We start from the raw sequence: 14,211 nt of genomic DNA, 5'->3' as shown, positions 1-14,211 counted from the left end.
GGGTGGCTCGCCGCAGAGCGGCGAGACGGGTGAGGGGTTCTCTCCGCGAGTCCAACTCGCAATTGAATTCGCGGAGAGAACCCCTCATCCGGCGCCGTAGCCGAAGCTTCGCTTCGGCGTTCTTGAGAACGGCGGCCGTAGGCCGCCTATGCCACCTTCTCCCGCAAGGGGAGAAGGGAAGAAAGACGCCCTCAGCCCTTGCGCTCGGGCACGCGCTTGATCTTCGCGCCCAGCGCGTTCAGCCGCTCCTCGATGCGCTCGTAGCCGCGCTCGATCTGGTCGGCGTTGTTGATGGTCGAGGTGCCCTCGGCGCAGACGGCGGCCAGCAGCATCGCCATGCCGGCGCGGATGTCGGGCGAGGTCATCGGCGCGCCGCGCAGGCGGCTCGGGCCGGCGATGATGGCGCGGTGAGGATCGCAGAGCACGATACGCGCGCCCATCGCGATCAGCTTGTCGACGAAGAACATCCGCGATTCGAACATCTTCTCGAACATCAGGATCACGCCCTCGCATTGCGTGGCGGTGACGATCGCGATCGACATCAGATCGGCCGGGAAGGCGGGCCAGGGCTGGTCCTCCAGCTTCGGCACGTGGCCGCCGAAATCGTCCTGGATCTTCAGCGTCTGGTTCGAGGGCACGATGAGGTCGTCGCCCTCGACGCGGCAGACGATGCCGAGCCGCTCGAAACCCATGCGGATCGAGCGCAGATGCTCGACACCGGCGCGCACGATGCGAAGCGGCGAGCGCGTCACGGCGGCAAGCCCGATCAGCGAGCCGACCTCGATATGGTCGGGCTGGATCCGGTAGGTGGTGGAGCCCAGTGTCGCTGGACCATGGATGATCATCGTGTTGGTGCCGATGCCCTCGATTTTGGCGCCGAGCGCGACCAGGAAATTGGCGAGGTCCTGCACATGCGGCTCGGAGGCCGCGTTGCGCAAATAGGTGACGCCGTCTGCGGCGACCGCCGCCACCAGCGCGTTCTCGGTCGCGGTGACGCTTGGCTCGTCCAGGAACACGTCCGCGCCGGCGAGCTTTGGCGCGCGGAATTCGAGCCGGTCGGTCGCGGTGACTTTGGCCCCCAACTGTTCCAGCGCCAGCACATGGGTGTCGAGCCGGCGGCGGCCGATGACGTCGCCGCCGGGCGGCGGCAGCATCACCTCGCCGCAGCGGGCGAGCAGGGGGCCTGCGAGCAGGATCGAGGCGCGGATGCGCACGCAGAGCTCGGGGTCGAGATCGGCGGCGCGGATACTCTTGGCATGGATATGAAGCGTGTTGCGGGCGGTCCATTCCGCCGCCGCGCCGACCGAGCGGATCAGCTCGACCAGCGTTTCGGTGTCGCGGATCCGTGGCACGTTCTCCAGCGTCACCGGATGCTCGGTGAGCAGGGCGGCGGCGATGATCGGCAGCGCTGAATTCTTGTTGCCGGACGGCTCGATCGAGCCCGAGAGCCGGTGACCGCCCTCGACGATGTACTGGATGGGCGCCACGTCGGTTCTCTCCGTCCTGTTGCGGTGGGGCGGGCTGCTTCGGAAGCGGAAACTACCGAGAATTGAGCAGGGTAGCAATTCTGCACTTGTCGCGGCGGAGAGCCGCTCATGGCCCCCGAAGAGGCCCGCTGGACCGGGCGTTTAGAACAAGCCGATGATATTCGCCACCACATAAAGGATCACGATCAGCATCAGCACGCCCATGGCCAGGAAGGATATCTCGATGGCGATGGCGCCGGTCCCGAGTGCTGCCGCCACGCCCGCCAGCAGCCTCTCCTCGCGAAACACCAGCGCGAGGACGGCGAGCAGGATCGCGAGCAGCCCGAGCGAGATCGCACCGATCGAGGATGCCTCCCTGAGCTGGCTGCCCGTCGATTTCTCGCGGGGCGGGGCGTGATATTCGGTGCCCTTGACGCGCGCGATCAGGCGGTCCTTGAGGCGGTGCCCGGTGTCGACGATGACCTGGTCCGCCGACGGCGGCGGATAGATCACGGGCACGACCCAGTGCGGCAGCACGGCCGCGATCAGCGCCAGCACGCCGACGATGCTGCCGATCACGCCGAGACGGCGGGAGGGCAGGGCCGAACTGGCGGTCGCTGAGCTGGTCATGGCACGGCGCTTCCCGGCCCGAATGGCCTTGCGGGTTCATGCCGTTTCGTCGCGATGGCGGGTGGTGAGGTTCAGCGATGCAGGGTTTGGTCTAGCCGTCATGCCCGGGCTTGTCCCGGGCATCCACGTTTCTGTTCCGCGGAGCAAGGCGTGGATGGCCGGGACAAGCCCGGCCATGACGACCTCTCGTGAACGCTGCCGCGCCTCAGATATCGATCGTCGCGCTCAGCGAATGTTCCTGGATGAAGTCGCGGCGCGGCTCGACCACGTCGCCCATCAGCTTGGTGAAGATGTCGTCGGCTTCGTCGACCTCCTTGACCTTCACCTGGAGCAGCGAGCGCGCCTCGGTGTCGAGCGTCGTTTCCCAGAGCTGCTCCGGGTTCATCTCGCCGAGACCTTTGTAGCGCTGGAGCGAGATGCCCTTGCGGCCGGCTTCGGTCACCGCCTCGAACAGGTCGGACGGGCCGTGGACCATCTGCTCGCTGTCCTTCCGCCGCAGCTTGCCGGAGCGGGCATAGACGTCCTGGAGTTTCGGCGTGTACTCGTCAAGCTTGCGGGCCTCGGCCGAGCCGAGGAAGGCATCGTCGATAACGGCGGCTTCCTTGACGCCGCGCACCGTGCGCTCGAACAGGAAGCCCTGGCCTTCGACGTATTGCCCGACCCAGCCGCGCTCGACCTCCTCGGCCTGGCTGTCCAGCCGGCTCGCGATGTACTGGGCGGCTGCGGCGGCCTTCTCGGGATCGCCGTAGATCGCCTTGTTCAGCACGCCCGTGATGGCCGCCTGCTCGACGACCCTGCGGTTATAGCGGCTGTGCAGGTTGCGCAGGATGCTGCGGACGGCGCGGGCGTCGTCGACCAGCGAGCGGAGATCGCGGCCGGTGCGGTCGCCGCCGGTGCCGGGAATGTACACGCAGTCGTCGAGGCCGGCGTCGATCAGATAGTCTTCCAGCGCCCGCTCGTCCTTCAGATACTGCTCGGACTTGCCTCTGGAGACCTTATAGAGCGGCGGCTGGGCGATGTAGAGATAGCCGCCGTCGATGATGTCGCGCATCTGCCGGTAGAAGAAGGTCAGCAGCAGCGTGCGGATGTGGGCGCCGTCGACGTCGGCGTCCGTCATCACGATGATCTTGTGATAGCGCAGCTTGTCGATCGAGAACTCGTCGCTGATGCCGGTGCCGAGCGCGGTGATCAGCGTGCCGATCTGCTCGCTTCCCAGCATCTTGTCGGGACGCACGCGTTCCACGTTGAGGATCTTGCCGCGCAGCGGCAGCACCGCCTGGAATTCGCGGTTGCGGCCCTGCTTGGCGCTGCCGCCTGCCGAGTCGCCCTCGACGATGAAGAGTTCGGACTTGGCCGGATCCTTTTCCTGGCAGTCGGCGAGCTTGCCGGGCAGCGAGGAGACCGAGAGCGGGCTCTTGCGCGTCAGCTCGCGCGCCTTTCGCGCGGCTTCGCGGGCGGCCGCGGCCTGGATCACCTTGCCGACGATCATCTTGGCTTCGCTAGGGTGCTCCTCGAACCAGGCCTGGAGCGCCTCGTTGAGCACGTTCTCGACCACGGGACGCACTTCCGAGGACACCAGCTTGTCCTTGGTCTGCGACGAGAACTTCGGATCGGGCACCTTCACCGACAAAACGGCGGTGAGGCCTTCGCGGCAATCGTCGCCGGTCAGCGCGATCTTTTCCTTCTTCGCATTGGCCTCGGCATAGCCGTTGACCTGGCGCGTCAGCGCGCCGCGGAAACCGGCGAGATGGGTGCCGCCGTCGCGCTGCGGGATGTTGTTGGTGAAGCACAGCACGTTCTCGTGGTAGCTGTCGTTCCACCAAAGTGCTGCCTCGACGCCGATGCCGTTGGCTTCCGCGCGCACCATGATCGGCGCAGGCACGATCGCCTTCTTGTTGCGGTCGAGATATTTGACGAATTCCTCGACGCCGCCGGAATAGTGCATCTCCTCGCGCTTCTCGACCGCGTGGCGCATGTCGGAGAGGGCGATGTTGACGCCGGAGTTGAGGAAGGCGAGCTCGCGCAGGCGATGCTCGAGCGTGGCGAAATCATATTCGATGTTCTTGAAGGTCTCGCCCGAGGCCAGGAACGTCACCTCGGTGCCGCGTTTGCCCGGCGCGTCGCCGACCACCACCAGCGGTGCGACCGCATCGCCATGGGCGAACTCGATGTAGTGCTCCTTGTTGTCGCGCCAGATGCGCAGGCCGAGCTTGCTCGACAGCGCATTCACGACGGAGACGCCGACGCCGTGCAGGCCGCCGGAGACCTTGTAGGAGTTCTGGTCGAACTTTCCGCCGGCATGGAGCTGGGTCATGATGACCTCGGCCGCCGAGATGCCTTCACCCTTGTGGATGTCGACGGGAATGCCGCGGCCATCGTCGCGCACGGTGACGGAATTGTCGGCATTGAGCACGACATCGACGCGCGTGGCGTGGCCGGCAAGTGCTTCGTCGATCGCGTTGTCGACGACCTCGTACACCATGTGGTGCAGGCCCGAGCCGTCGTCGGTGTCGCCGATATACATGCCCGGGCGCTTGCGCACGGCATCGAGACCCTTGAGCACGCGGATCGATTCCGCCCCGTAATCGCTCGGATTTGAGGGTTCGTTTTCGGCAGGCGTCTGCCGAGCAGGTTCTGTCATGAGAGGCCTTCGAGATGTCGCCCGAATCAGCCGCACAAAAAGGCGCTGATGTGAGGCTATTTGTGCCATGAAAGACGGATTGCGCCTAGCGCAAAGTATCCTCCGGCAACCCTTTGACTAAATAGGGATTTTCGGCCGGTTTTCAAGGCTCCCGAAGGCCGATTCTGGGCGCTGCAAAAAGCCCGATTCGGAGCCTCTTTTTCACCCCTCGAAGGCGTGGATTTTGCGGGGCGGAGAAGCGGGTTCCCGTGCGCCGTGGCGCCCGGGAACAGGCCACCTGCGTTCAGTAGATCTGATCCGGCTTCTTGTCGCCGTCCAACGTGAGGGACCAAGCCTCGCCTGCCGCCACGGTGATGGTATCGGTGCGCACCCGATAGCCCGACACGAGCAGCGCGTAGGAATAGGTGCCGGGCGGCAGATCCAGCGTTTGTGGATGATTTTCGCCGCCCGCGATCTTGATGGTTTGATCGTTGATCACAAGCGAAGCCACATCGGGCGCAAGATAGCCGAATATCAGCCGCGCTTGTCCTGCTATCGGCAGGAAATTGGCCTTGGCCGCGGCCTCCGTATTCCGCTGCACCAGGCTGACCGTAGTCTCGTCCTTCGCGCGGCCAAGCTTCAGGGTGGCCGGCCCCTTGGGGGAGGCGAAGGCGAGCTGCACATGATCGGCGGCTACCACAGCGCCATCCGGCTTTTCCTCCCAGCCGCGCTTTGCAAGCTCCGTGCGGTAGAAGGCGAGCACATCGCTGAGCTGGGCCTGCACATGGGCTTCGAGTCCGACCCGCAGCGGGACTTCGATGCCGGTCACATGGGTGGTATTGGAGCTGGAGATGTTGTGTTGCTTCGGCACCGGCATGTCGGCGTCGGGATCCGCCGGTGTGAGTGCGGCCGAAGTTTGCGGTGATGGATGCGGCATCCATCTGCCGGCGCTTGCGGCGACCAGGCCCCCCGCGAGAAGAGCGAGGCCGCACAGCGGCAGCAGCCACCGTGCCGGACCTCTCATCGCACGCCTTGCCGTCGTCATGCTCGCTCTCCGCATCGGGGGCCCGGTGGATCAGTACATCTGCAACGGCAGCACTTCGCCGGTCGGCCCCACCATCAGGCCCCAGGCATCGCCGGCGGCGATGTCGATGGTGTCGTTGCGGGCGGGGCGGCCCGCCATTTTCAGCGAGTACTGGTACTTGCCCGCCGGCAGATCGAGTGTGGGCCCCTTCGGCGACTGCGGACCGCCCGCGCCGGCTGCAACCTTGATGGTCTGCTTGTTGATGGTGAGCACGGCTTCCTGGTTGCCCATATTGCCAAGCAGCAGCTTTGCCTGGCCGGGCTTTGGCATGATGTCCGCCTTGGTCGCGGCATCCGGGTTCTTCTGCACCAGGTTGATCGACGTCTCGCTCTTGGCGCGGGCAAGCTTCAACACGGCCGGTCCCTGCGGAGACGTGAAGGCGAGCTGCACACGATCGGCGGCGACGACTGCGCCATCCGGCTTCTCCTGCCAGCCGAGTTTTGCCAGCTCGCTGCGATAGAACGCCAGCACGTCGCTGAGCTCGGCCGGCACGCTGGCTTCGAGCTCGCGGCGGAACGGCACCTCGATGCCGGGTAGTTTTGCCGTTCCAAGTGAGGTCGAACTACGCTGCTTCGGCACCGGCAGCGCAGATTCCGGATCCGCTTCCAGCGGGCCGGACGCTTTGGCCTGCGCGCCAGCCGGATCGTTGCTCACCGGGCCGCCCTTGGAGGCAGGATTGGCGGCGGCCATCCTGAGGCCCGATCCGTTGGCGCTGACATTCACTTTCGGGCCCATCTGCATCACGGTCATCGAGATCGACTTGCCACCCTTCGAGAACTCCATCATCGCCATGTTGGGCTGGTTGATGACGGAGGGCTGCTCCTTCCAGCCTGCGGGCTTCAGCGCGGCCCGATAGAACGCGGTCAGCGCCTTCACACTCGAGGTGGAGGAGAATTCGAGCCGGCCGTCGTCGCCCGCGAATTTCACGCCTTCGGCGTTTTCGGGCACCGGCACCGGCGTCTTGCTGTCGGCGAGCGCATTCAGCGGCGTGTCGGACAGCGTGGCCGCCTGCACCTTGCGCCTCGCTTCGTCGGCGGCGATGACCTGCCTGGCCGCGGTCTCCGCGTCCTTGAAGAATCTCTCGTCGGCTTCCTTCTTGGCCCTGGCGCGCGCGGCGAGCGCCGCTTCCGTCAACTGCGCGGTCAGGCTGACCATGGTGAAATCATATTTGCGGCCGAACCGCAGCACGCCGGTTTCCTCCGCCGAGGAGACCTTGATCGCCACCTCGTCGCCGGCGGCGAGCGGCGCATTGCCATTCTCCTGCCAGCCGCGCGCTGCGAGCTCGCGATGGTAGAAGGCGAGCACCGCGGGCAGGTCGGCCATCACGGCGGCCGACATTTCGTGCTTTGCAGACGTCGCGCTGCCCAATCCCCTGGCGGTCTTGGTCGGCTTAGGTCGCGGCAGGCCGGCAATGTCATCGTCGGCCTGGAGCTCCTGGGGCAGCGCGAACGGCGCCACCCTGATCTCGACATTGGTCCTGCCGTCGTCGCGGCGGGTCAGCGTCAGCATCACCGGCTTCTGCTTGTAGAACTGCGTCGTGTCGCCATCGGGATGCTCGTAGAAGACGCGCACGCCGTTCGGGACGGCGTCGCCGAGATCGGCGTTCGCCCAGCGCGCGGCCGTCTCCGGTGTGAGCTTCCGCCAGCCGATCGCCGCCATTTCCTTCGTGAAGAAATCCGAGGTCGCATCGAGCGCGCCGGGCGCGATGCAGCCGAGATAGGGCCTCGTGCCGTCGAACACGAGGTCGCTCGCGCCTTCGGGAAACGGCACGTTCGAATAGACCCGGTCGGTCGTGTAGTAGACCACGGACTGGTCGGGCCGGCCGAGGGCCTGCGTGAAATGAACGGAAAGGCCCTGCCGTCCCTTCTTGAATTTCAGCGTGGTGCTCTTCTCCTCCAGCGGCAGCACGTAGGGCACCCATCCGTCGTCGCTCAGAAGCTTTCGCACCGCCGGTGAAGTCACCGCCTGCGGCGTCGGCATGCGATATTCCACGCGGTAGGGATCAGGGCGCGAGGTGTCTTCCACCGCACCCTCGAGTTGCGGCAGCGCATGAACGTCGACAATGCCATCGTCGGCGCGTGCGGGCAGAGACGCGCTCGCCATGAGCAGAAGGCCGCATGCAAGCAGCCGCCAGCGTGCCGGGACCTGCGTCCCGCGCTTGATGATCGACATCGCCAAAACTCCTGGATTTCGCGCGGGTCTTCATCCCCGGCGCAATGGCAGGCTGCGGCACCGTCGGCGCGGCCTCAGACGACTAGTCGCGGCAGGAACCCGCGAGGTTCAACAGGGCTCAATACAGCAGGAGCGGCGACCATGCCTCTCCGTCACGCCCGACCGTGAGCTCCCAGGTATCGCCGGCGGCGAAGTTGAGGATACTCGTGGTGGCTGGATGGCCCGGCACGCTCACCTCGTAGGAATATCTGCCGGGCTGCAGATCCAGCGACACCGCATAGGCGCCGGCGCCGCGCTTGATGGTCCGGTCGTTGATCGTGAGCGTGGCGTCCGTCTCGCTGATGTTGGCGAACACCAGCTTCGCCTGTCCGGGCTCGGGCATGACGTTCGCGTTGGTCGCGACGGATGCGTTCTTCTGCACGAGGTTGACCGTGGTGCCGCTGTCCTTGCGGTCGAGCGCCAGCATGCCGGGTCCGAGCGGGGAGACGAAGGCGAGCTGGACGTGATCGGCGGAGACCACCGCGCCATCGTGCTGTTCCTGCCAGCCGAGCTTTCCGAGCTCGGTGCGGTAGAAGGCGAGGACGTTGCCGAGCTCGGCGGGCACGGTGGCCTCTAACTTGGTGCGAAGCGGCGTCTCAACGCCTTGCACGACGGTGGTGTGGATGCCCCGGTAGCTGTAACGGGTCGGCGCGGGCAGCTTGGTGGCGGGATCCGGCGTGAGCTCGGCCGAAAACAGCGCCGTCAGGTGCGGCAGCCCCGCGCCGGCGCCTGCCGCGAGCATGCAGCTTGCGAGCAGCGCGAGGCCGCACGCAACCGCCCGCCAGTGTGCCGGGACCTGCGCCCCGGGCCTTACCGTCCGCATCTCACTCTCCAAGAGATTGCGATTCATGTCATCGCTCAGTCACGGCCGCGATACCGTCGGCGCGGCCTCTGACAGCTAGTCGCGGCCGGAAATCGTCGGGTTCAATGGCGTACTAGCGCCGGGCGGAGACGCGTCCGCTCTCGACGTCAAAGACCTCGCCGCCGGCGCCGATCTCGGCGAAAGCGGCCGGGTCCGCGCCGGTCAGCCAGACCTGCGCGCCGAGCTTCTTCAGCTCGTCGAACAGTGCGGCGCGGCGGTTCGGATCGAGATGGGCGACGACCTCGTCGAGCAGCAGCAGCGGCACGATGCCGGTCATCTCGGCGACCAGCGTCGCGTGCGCCAGCACGAGGCCGATCAGCAGCGCCTTCTGCTCGCCGGTCGAGGCATCGCGCGCCGGCATGCCTTTCGGCGCGTAGATGACCTGGAGATCGGTCAAATGCGGGCCGTCGGTGGTGCGGCCGGCGATGGCGTCGCGCGGACGGTTGTCGCGCAGGATCTGGCGGTAGCGGTCCTCGACCGAGGTCGCGGTCTCCTGAAGCAGCGCGTTCTCCATCCAGCCGTCGAGCGCGATCTGCGCCGACGGGAAGGCGGAGGCCTGCGCACGCGCATTGAGCATGCCGGTCAGCCTAGCTGCGGTCTGGCCGCGCGTTGCGGCGACCGCGACCGCAAGCTCGGCGGTCTCGCGCTCGATCGCGTCGCACCAATGGTCGTCGTAATTGCGCGTCTCGAGCAGGCGGTTGCGCGAGCGCAGGGAGCGTTCGAGTGCGGAGATGCGGCTGGAATGCTCGCTGTCGATCGCCAGCACCAGGCGGTCGAAGAAGCGCCGTCGCTCGGAGGCCGCGCCCATGAACAGCCCGTCCATCGCCGGCGTCAGCCACACCATACGGATGTGGTCGCCGAAGGCGTTCGCCGAATTGACCGGCTCGCGGTCGATGCGGCAGCGCCGGCTCACCGGGCTATCCGCCCGCGGTGCGTCGATGCCGGTGCCGAGCGTGGCGAGGCCCAATGCGCCCTCGACCTGCGCCGACACCGCCCAGGAGCCGTCGCCCTGGTTGTCGGCAACGTCCTCCAGCGTCGCACGCCGCAGGCCGCGCCCCGGCGACAGAAACGAGATCGCCTCGATGCAATTGGTCTTGCCCGCCCCGTTCGGTCCGACCAGGGCCACCATGTCAGCCGCCGTCTCGAGCCCCGCCGCCCGATAATTGCGAAAATGCGTCAGCGTCAGGCGATGAATGCGGGAAGGGGTCATCAGTTATTCGTTATGGACGCGATTCTCCCCCTCTCCCCTTGTGGGAGAGGGTGGCGCCTCACGCAGTGAGGCGACGGGTGAGGGGTATCTTACCGCCCGGCAAGCTTTGCAAGGATATCCTCCAATACAGAAGCGGGCTGCTGTAGCACGTCATTGTTCCAGTAACGCGCTATCAAGAAACCTTCCGCGGAAAGTGCGGCGTCACGCACTGCGTCGCGCTGCGATTCCGCGTGCTGACTACCGTCGATCTCGATCACGAGGCGGTTCTCGAAGCAGACGAAGTCCAGGATGTAATTCTCGATCGGAACTTGTCGGCGAAATTTGTAGGCCGATAGCCGGCGATCCCTCAGCAGGCGCCACATAGCCGCTTCCGCATCTGTCGGTTGATGCCGCATGTTCTTCGCGAACTGGCGAAGAGGCTTGGCTGTCGGCCGATGGTGCGGATCTTGCGGCATCGGTGTTCATTCTGAATGTCGTTGTAGCGCGGTGCCGCCATCCTCTCCCCTTGCGGGAGAGGGTGCCGTCGCGCAGCGACGGCGGGTGAGGGGTTGTCTCCACATAGAAGGTGCCGCGAGAGGACCCCTCACCCGAGTGAGGTCTTGGCAAATAGCGGTGCTGCCCTCTCCCGCAAGGGGAGAGGGCGCGATAATGCGCATTGCGCCTGGATCATGAGGGGGTGCCTGGTATTGGTGAGGGAGCACGTCCCTTCACACCCGCATCGGCATCAGCACGTACAGCGCGCTCTTGTCGTCGCGGTCCTGGACCAGGGTGGGCGAGCCGGGGTCGGCGAGCCTGAGGGTCGCGACCTCGCCTTCGATCTGGGCGGCGATGTCGAGCAGGTAGCGGGAGTTGAAGCCGATATCGAGGGCGTCGGAGGCGTATTCGACCTCGAGCTCTTCGGTCGCGCTGCCGGAATCCGGGTTGGTCACCGACAGCACCAGCTTGCCCGGCGACAGCGACAGCTTCACCGCGCGGCCGCGCTCGCTCGAGATCGTGGAGACGCGGTCGACCGCGTTCTCGAAATCCTTCTTGTCGACGACGAGCTCCTTGTCGTTGCCTTGCGGGATGACGCGGCCGTAGTCGGGGAAGGTGCCGTCGATCAGTTTCGAGGTCAGCACGACGTTACCGATCGTAAAGCGGATCTTGGCCTGCGACAGCTCGATCGTCATCTCGGCTTCGGTGTCCTCGATCAGGCGCTGCACCTCGCCGACCGTCTTGCGCGGCACGATGACGCCGGGCATGCCGTCCGCGCCCTTGGGCTGGACCAGGTCGAGTTGGGCGAGGCGGTGGCCGTCGGTGGCGACGCCGCGCAGGGTCGCGGCCTTGGCGGTGCCGGCGGCGTGCAGATAGATGCCGTTGAGGTAATAGCGCGTCTCCTCGGTCGAGATCGCGAACTGGGTGCGGTCGATCAGCCGCTTGACGTCCTTGGCGGCGAGCGAGAACGAATGCGACATGTCGCCGGCGGCCAGATCCGGGAAATCATTCTCCGGCAGCGTCTGCAGCGTGAAGCGCGAGCGGCCGGCGCGGATCGCCAGCACGGCGCGGTCGCCGTCGGCCTCGAGCACGATCTGGGAGCCGTCCGGCAGCTTGCGCACGATGTCGTAGAACATGTGCGCCGGCACGGTGGTGGAGCCGGCGGTCGCGGTTTCCGCGGGCAGCGTTTCCGTCACCTCGAGGTCGAGGTCGGTCGCCTTCAGCGACAATTTCGCGTTCTCGGCCCGGACCAGCACGTTGCCGAGGATCGGAATCGTGTTGCGGCGCTCGACGACGCGGTGGACATGGCCCAGCGATTTCAGGAGTTGCGCGCGTTCGACCGTAACCTTCATTGCACTACTCGCCCGATCCCCAAGGAAACCCACGTTGAAAAGCCGGGCGGCCGAAAAGCGCGCCTCGGCACCGAAGACCCCGACAGGCCGGGGTTTCCAGCCGATATGACCAAAGCCGTCAGGGTCGCGCAAGGTGGCGCGGATGGCCCCCGGATTCAAGGGATCGGGGGGCAGTTCCCCACGATTTACAGCCCAAAACGAAGCCGCCGCCCTGGCTTGGCCGGGGCGGCGGGAGAATGGCAGGAGAAGCCTAGGCGTTTATTCCTGAAGCTGGCGCTTCAGCGACTCGACTTCCTCCGACAGCGCGGTGTCCTTGGAGACCAGCGCCTCGATCTTGCGCACGGCGTGCAGCACCGTGGTGTGGTCGCGTCCACCGAAGCGGCGGCCGATTTCGGGCAGCGAGCGCAGGGTCAGCGTCTTGGCAAGGTACATCGCCACCTGGCGCGGGCGGACCACGTTGGCGGTGCGGCGCGAGGACAAGAGGTCGGAGCGGCTGACATTATACTGCCGCGCCACCACGCGCTGGATGTCCTCGATCTTGATCCGCTTCGGCTCCTGCGGCCGGACCAGGTCGCGCACCTCGCGCTCGGCCATCTCCAGCGTCACCGGCTGGTTGTTGAGCTTGGAGTGCGCCAGCAGCCGGTTGATCGCGCCTTCGAGGTCGCGGCCGTTATGGGTGATGGTGCGGGCGAGATAATGCAGCACCTCCTCCGGCACGTCGAACGTCGCATGATGGGCGCGGGCGGCGGCGACGCGCGACTTGAGGATGCCGTGGCGCAGCTCCTCGCCGAGCGAGCCCATCTCGACCACGAGGCCGCCGGCCAGCCGCGAGCGTACGCGGTCGTCCAGGCTCTCGAGATCGGACGGCGGACGGTCGGCCGCGATCACGACCTGGCGGCCGGCGTCGATCAGCGCGTTCAGCGTGTGACAGAACTCCGCCTGCGTCGACTTGCCTTGAAGGAACTGGAGATCGTCGATCACCAGCACGTCGATGCCGCGCAGCGCTTCCTTGAAGGCGAGCGCCGTCTGCGTCTTCAGCGCGGCGACGAAGCCGTACATGAATTTTTCGGCCGTGAGATACAGCACCTTGCGCTCGTTGCCGGAATTGCCGGCCCAGGTCACCGCCTGGAGCAGATGCGTCTTGCCGAGACCGACGCCGGCATGGATGTAGAGCGGGTTGAACATGACGGGATCGCCGCGGCGCCCCTCGGCGACCTGGCGCGCGGCCGCATGGGCCAGCGTGTTGGAGCGGCCGACGACGAAGCTCGCAAAGGTTAGGCGCGGATCGAGCGGCGAGCCGCCGAGCGCGTCATGATTGGCTGAGACCGGCGCGGTCGCGGTCGAGCGCAGCTCCGGCGCCGGCGCACGGCGTGTTTCGACCGGCGCTGGAGCTTCCTTCGGCTGCACGACCGGGCGCACCGCGGAGCGAACGGTGAGATCGATGCGATGCACTTCCGGCATCTCGGCCTGCCAGCACGACAGCACGCGCTCGGCATAATGGGCCTGGATCCAGCTCTTCAGGAAGCGCGTGGGAACCGAGAGCCGCACGCTCTCATCCTGCACGTCTTCGAGATCCATGCGCGCAAACCAGCTCGTATAGACGTCTTCGCCCACGTTCGAGCGCAGCCGACTCTTCACGCGTGACCAGCGATCCTGTTCCGATGTGTTCATCGTCAAAAACTTCTCTTGAGAGATATAGTTGCGTTGTGAGCGCCATGCAGGGTTCCTGCCATAGGGTTCCTGGCATGGCGCGACCTCAAAGCGAGTCCATCGTCAGGCATGGCTCGACCGTTCGGCGAGAACGCCGCGTCCGATCAGCGATGTCAGAGATGGAGGGGTCGCGAGGTCAGCGCGTACTCGGCGCTCCGTCACACGCGGGAGGCTGGATGTCCGACGGATTTAGAACGGCGTCGTTGGAATGGAAAACTTGTTTCAATACCGCGTTCTGTCCGTAAGACATGATACCTCCCCGTCCTGCCGTGATTGCTCACGGCAAGGTCCTGCGTGTCCTGAAGACACCCGCGGCCAAAGTCGCCGATGTCCTGCCCGTCTGCACTGTTCGTTCGCCCGGCTTCGCCAATCACGCCTGTCGTTGGTAGCTCAAGATGTCTCTCGTTTGCGCTTGGATCTCGCTTGGAGACATTCAGACAAAGAACTACCATTCCCATGTTGCTATGGGTTTTGAACCGACAATCGCTTGTTGAAGCGTCGCCAACGTGCACACCGCCGCCGATTTGCACGCTCGCCCCGTTTCCAAAACCGCGCTGGTCTCAAGATCGTGGGCGCCGCGAACGACTTAAGG

General features: G+C 65.9%; 10 protein-coding genes. All 10 read right to left on the bottom strand.

What is annotated here, in order from left to right; all coding sequences use genetic code 11:
* Positions 1 to 191: 191 nt before the first annotated feature.
* The 10 genes from murA to dnaA all read right to left on the bottom strand — a co-directional run bounded on the left by murA (position 192) and on the right by dnaA (position 13,580).
* A complete protein-coding gene (gene murA / locus XI08_RS45905) occupies positions 192 to 1,487 on the bottom strand; it encodes a UDP-N-acetylglucosamine 1-carboxyvinyltransferase (RefSeq protein ID WP_027542075.1) in 1,296 nt (431 codons plus the stop codon).
* A 141-nt stretch (positions 1,488 to 1,628) separates the two neighbouring features.
* Positions 1,629 to 2,096 (bottom strand): hypothetical protein, encoded by a 468-nt coding sequence (locus XI08_RS45900; protein ID WP_271579491.1) that lies wholly within the window; start codon positions 2,094 to 2,096, stop codon positions 1,629 to 1,631.
* A gap of 205 nt (positions 2,097 to 2,301) precedes the next feature.
* Complete coding sequence (gyrB, locus tag XI08_RS45895; RefSeq protein WP_271579490.1) at positions 2,302 to 4,737, bottom strand: DNA topoisomerase (ATP-hydrolyzing) subunit B; 2,436 nt, start codon at positions 4,735 to 4,737, stop codon at positions 2,302 to 2,304.
* A 283-nt stretch (positions 4,738 to 5,020) separates the two neighbouring features.
* Positions 5,021 to 5,593: a hypothetical protein gene (locus tag XI08_RS45890; protein ID WP_333929706.1), complete on the bottom strand. Its 573-nt coding sequence runs from the start codon at positions 5,591 to 5,593 to the stop codon at positions 5,021 to 5,023.
* A gap of 198 nt (positions 5,594 to 5,791) precedes the next feature.
* Positions 5,792 to 7,972, bottom strand: coding sequence for a hypothetical protein (locus XI08_RS45885; protein WP_271579488.1), 2,181 nt, complete (start codon positions 7,970 to 7,972; stop codon positions 5,792 to 5,794).
* Between the two features lie 118 nt (positions 7,973 to 8,090).
* Positions 8,091 to 8,834 carry a hypothetical protein gene (locus tag XI08_RS45880; RefSeq protein WP_271579487.1) on the bottom strand — a complete coding sequence of 248 codons (744 nt, stop codon included), beginning with the start codon at positions 8,832 to 8,834 and terminating at the stop codon, positions 8,091 to 8,093.
* Between the two features lie 112 nt (positions 8,835 to 8,946).
* Positions 8,947 to 10,083, bottom strand: coding sequence for a DNA replication/repair protein RecF (gene recF / locus XI08_RS45875; protein ID WP_271579486.1), 1,137 nt, complete (start codon positions 10,081 to 10,083; stop codon positions 8,947 to 8,949).
* Positions 10,084 to 10,172: 89 nt separating this feature from the next.
* Positions 10,173 to 10,538 (bottom strand): endonuclease domain-containing protein, encoded by a 366-nt coding sequence (locus XI08_RS45870; RefSeq protein WP_271579485.1) that lies wholly within the window; start codon positions 10,536 to 10,538, stop codon positions 10,173 to 10,175.
* A gap of 252 nt (positions 10,539 to 10,790) precedes the next feature.
* Complete coding sequence (dnaN, locus tag XI08_RS45865; RefSeq protein WP_011083651.1) at positions 10,791 to 11,909, bottom strand: DNA polymerase III subunit beta; 1,119 nt, start codon at positions 11,907 to 11,909, stop codon at positions 10,791 to 10,793.
* Positions 11,910 to 12,167: 258 nt separating this feature from the next.
* Positions 12,168 to 13,580 (bottom strand): chromosomal replication initiator protein DnaA, encoded by a 1,413-nt coding sequence (dnaA, locus tag XI08_RS45860; protein WP_271579484.1) that lies wholly within the window; start codon positions 13,578 to 13,580, stop codon positions 12,168 to 12,170.
* Between the last annotated feature and the right edge of the window lie 631 nt (positions 13,581 to 14,211).

The sequence above is a fragment of the Bradyrhizobium sp. CCBAU 11361 genome (genome assembly GCF_028128935.1).
GTDB lineage: Bacteria > Pseudomonadota > Alphaproteobacteria > Rhizobiales > Xanthobacteraceae > Bradyrhizobium > Bradyrhizobium niftali.
This window is presented reverse-complemented; position numbering and strand designations above follow the sequence as displayed.

Bases quoted from the DNA above. Each gene is read 5' to 3' on its own strand.
- XI08_RS45900 (WP_271579491.1), bottom strand. From the start codon at position 2,096: ATGACCAGCTCAGCGACCGCCAGTTCGGCCCTGCCCTCCCGCCGTCTC.
- gyrB (WP_271579490.1), bottom strand. From the start codon at position 4,737: ATGACAGAACCTGCTCGGCAGACGCCTGCCGAAAACGAACCCTCAAAT.
- XI08_RS45890 (WP_333929706.1), bottom strand. From the start codon at position 5,593: ATGCCGGTGCCGAAGCAACACAACATCTCCAGCTCCAATACCACCCAT.
- XI08_RS45885 (WP_271579488.1), bottom strand. From the start codon at position 7,972: ATGTCGATCATCAAGCGCGGGACGCAGGTCCCGGCACGCTGGCGGCTG.
- XI08_RS45880 (WP_271579487.1), bottom strand. From the start codon at position 8,834: ATGCGGACGGTAAGGCCCGGGGCGCAGGTCCCGGCACACTGGCGGGCG.
- recF (WP_271579486.1), bottom strand. From the start codon at position 10,083: ATGACCCCTTCCCGCATTCATCGCCTGACGCTGACGCATTTTCGCAAT.
- XI08_RS45870 (WP_271579485.1), bottom strand. From the start codon at position 10,538: ATGCCGCAAGATCCGCACCATCGGCCGACAGCCAAGCCTCTTCGCCAG.
- dnaN (WP_011083651.1), bottom strand. From the start codon at position 11,909: ATGAAGGTTACGGTCGAACGCGCGCAACTCCTGAAATCGCTGGGCCAT.
- dnaA (WP_271579484.1), bottom strand. From the start codon at position 13,580: ATGAACACATCGGAACAGGATCGCTGGTCACGCGTGAAGAGTCGGCTG.